The organism is Curvibacter microcysteis (genome assembly GCF_028649455.1).
GTDB lineage: Bacteria > Pseudomonadota > Gammaproteobacteria > Burkholderiales > Burkholderiaceae_C > Curvibacter > Curvibacter microcysteis.
The window spans coordinates 3,162-5,944 of the sequence record NZ_JAQSIO010000019.1; the positions used below are offsets into that span (position 1 = coordinate 3,162).

The 2,783-nt window shown below is 51.3% G+C and carries 2 rRNA genes (1 of these 2 only partly in view); both read left to right on the plus strand.

Going from position 1 to position 2,783, the window contains the following annotated elements:
• A 23S ribosomal RNA gene (locus tag PSQ39_RS21700) occupies positions 1–2,515 on the plus strand (it extends 459 nt beyond the left edge of the window).
• A gap of 127 nt (positions 2,516–2,642) precedes the next feature.
• A 5S ribosomal RNA gene (gene rrf / locus PSQ39_RS21705) occupies positions 2,643–2,755 on the plus strand.
• Positions 2,756–2,783 lie beyond the last annotated feature (28 nt).

Here is a 2,783-nt window from a genome sequence, read left to right on the forward strand (position 1 = left end):
GAAAAGTAGGGCGGGACACGAGAAATCCTGTCTGAATATGGGGGGACCATCCTCCAAGGCTAAATACTCATCATCGACCGATAGTGAACTAGTACCGTGAGGGAAAGGCGAAAAGAACCCCGGGAGGGGAGTGAAATAGATCCTGAAACCGTATGCTTACAAAAAGTAGGAGCCCGCAAGGGTGACTGCGTACCTTTTGTATAATGGGTCAGCGACTTACATTCAGTGGCAAGGTTAACCGAATAGGGAAGCCGTAGAGAAATCGAGTCCGAATAGGGCGAATCAGTCGCTGGGTGTAGACCCGAAACCAAGTGATCTATCCATGGCCAGGATGAAGGTGCCGTAACAGGTACTGGAGGTCCGAACCGACTAGTGTTGCAAAACTAGCGGATGAGCTGTGGATAGGGGTGAAAGGCTAAACAAACTTGGAAATAGCTGGTTCTCTCCGAAAACTATTTAGGTAGTGCCTCAAGTATTACCTGCGGGGGTAGAGCACTGTTTTGGCTAGGGGGTCATGGCGACTTACCAAACCAAGGCAAACTCCGAATACCGCAGAGTACAGCTTGGGAGACAGAGCACCGGGTGCTAACGTCCGGACTCAAGAGGGAAACAACCCAGACCGCCAGCTAAGGTCCCTAAAATTGGCTAAGTGGGAAACGAAGTGGGAAGGCTAAAACAGTCAGGATGTTGGCTTAGAAGCAGCCATCATTTAAAGAAAGCGTAATAGCTCACTGATCGAGTCGTCCTGCGCGGAAGATGTAACGGGGCTAAGCCAGTTACCGAAGCTGCGGATGCACAGTTTACTGTGCGTGGTAGGAGAGCGTTCTGTAAGCCTGTGAAGGTGGGTTGTAAAGCCTGCTGGAGGTATCAGAAGTGCGAATGCTGACATGAGTAGCGTTAAAGGGGGTGAAAAGCCCCCTCGCCGTAAGCGCAAGGTTTTCTACGCAACGTTCATCGGCGTAGAGTGAGTCGGCCCCTAAGGCGAGGCAGAGATGCGTAGCTGATGGGAAACAGGTCAATATTCCTGTACCGATGTGTAGTGCGATGTGGGGACGGAGAAGGTTAGCTCAGCCAACTGTTGGATATGTTGGTTCAAGCCTGTAGTCGTGCCCGGTAGGCAAATCCGCCGGGCTTAGATGAGGGGTGATAACGAGGCTGCTTGCAGCCGAAGTGAGTGATACCCTGCTTCCAGGAAAAGCCACTAAGCTTCAGCTACACACGACCGTACCGCAAACCGACACTGGTGCGCGAGATGAGTATTCTAAGGCGCTTGAGAGAACTCAGGAGAAGGAACTCGGCAAATTGATACCGTAACTTCGGGAGAAGGTATGCCCCAAGTAGGTGAACTCGTACAGAGGGAGCCCAAAGGGGTTGCAAAAAATCGGTGGCTGCGACTGTTTAATAAAAACACAGCACTCTGCAAACACGAAAGTGGACGTATAGGGTGTGACGCCTGCCCGGTGCTGGAAGATTAAATGATGGGGTGCAAGCTCTTGATTGAAGTCCCAGTAAACGGCGGCCGTAACTATAACGGTCCTAAGGTAGCGAAATTCCTTGTCGGGTAAGTTCCGACCTGCACGAATGGCGTAACGATGGCCACACTGTCTCCTCCTGAGACTCAGCGAAGTTGAAATGTTTGTGATGATGCAATCTCCCCGCGGAAAGACGGAAAGACCCCATGAACCTTTACTGTAGCTTTGTATTGGACTTTGAACAGATCTGTGTAGGATAGGTGGGAGGCTTTGAAGTGAGGTCGCTAGATCTCATGGAGCCAACGTTGAAATACCACCCTGGTGTGTTTGAGGTTCTAACCTAGGTCCCTTATCGGGATCGGGGACAGTGCATGGTAGGCAGTTTGACTGGGGCGGTCTCCTCCCAAAGTGTAACGGAGGAGTTCGAAGGTACGCTAGGTACGGTCGGACATCGTGCTAATAGTGCAATGGCATAAGCGTGCTTAACTGCGAGACTGACAAGTCGAGCAGATGCGAAAGCAGGACATAGTGATCCGGTGGTTCTGTATGGAAGGGCCATCGCTCAACGGATAAAAGGTACTCTGGGGATAACAGGCTGATACCGCCCAAGAGTTCATATCGACGGCGGTGTTTGGCACCTCGATGTCGGCTCATCTCATCCTGGGGCTGTAGCCGGTCCCAAGGGTATGGCTGTTCGCCATTTAAAGAGGTACGTGAGCTGGGTTTAAAACGTCGTGAGACAGTTTGGTCCCTATCTTCCGTGGGCGCTGCAGATTTGAGGAAGCCTGCTCCTAGTACGAGAGGACCGGAGTGGACACACCTCTGGTGTATCGGTTGTCACGCCAGTGGCATTGCCGAGTAGCTATGTGTGGAAGAGATAACCGCTGAAAGCATCTAAGCGGGAAACTCGTTTCAAGATGAGATCTGCCGGGGGCTTGACCCCCCTAAAGAGTCGTTCAAGACCAGGACGTTGATAGGTCAGGTGTGGAAGCGCAGTAATGCGTTAAGCTAACTGATACTAATTGCTCGTGAGGCTTGACCCTATAACTTTGATCTTCATGATCAGAGCTGGTTATGCCAAGTAGACGCAGTCAAAAATAAGATAAAATCTGATTCGAAACTCTATGAATTCGCCGGGTAGTTCCAAGAACTGCCTAGCTCCAAGTTACGCCTGATGACCATAGCGAGTTGGTACCACTCCTTCCCATCCCGAACAGGACAGTGAAACGACTCCGCGCCGATGATAGTGCGGGTTCCCGTGTGAAAGTAGGTCATCGTCAGGCTATTACAGCCCTCAAAACCCCCTCCCTT